Origin of the sequence: Bacillus sp. F2HM (assembly GCF_019266135.1) — a bacterium.
GTDB classification, from domain to species: Bacteria; Bacillota; Bacilli; order Bacillales; family Bacillaceae; genus Bacillus; species Bacillus safensis.
Window position 1 is genome coordinate 1 of sequence record NZ_LRMO01000046.1, and the last position, 376, is coordinate 376.

The following is a 376-nucleotide window of genomic DNA, read 5'->3' on the forward strand; positions in this document are numbered from 1 at the left end:
AATGAGGTCATCAATGTCTTGAAAAATCGTTTTGAGTGCCTTTTTTTGATCCTTCACAATGCTTTTGGCATTCTTGATGCCCATATGTACTGCGTTATCTAAAAAGTGTTCTTCTACAAAGGTATCGCCGCCAAAGCTCGTATCATCCAGTGTCCCAGAAACACCTTCATGAAAGGCTTTTTGTTTATCAATGAAGCTGATAAACATGTCTACATTTCCAGCAAGCTCTTTATAGAAACTTTTAATATTATCTGCACCTTTCCCAGTGAAATCATCACCGAGATTGGCCACACCTTGTAATGCCTTTTTTAAATCTACCATTTGTTCGCGGAGTTCCTGGTAGTGTTTTGCCCTTGTGTCCATGGCACTTGTTAGT

At 39.4% G+C, this 376-nt stretch carries 1 protein-coding gene; it reads right to left on the bottom strand.

Going from position 1 to position 376, the window contains the following annotated elements; genetic code table 11:
* Window positions 1–363, bottom strand: a 363-nt coding sequence (locus AWT60_RS18425; RefSeq protein ID WP_218677604.1) for a T7SS effector LXG polymorphic toxin, incomplete at its 3' end; no start/stop codon positions are given.
* Between the last annotated feature and the right edge of the window lie 13 nt (window positions 364–376).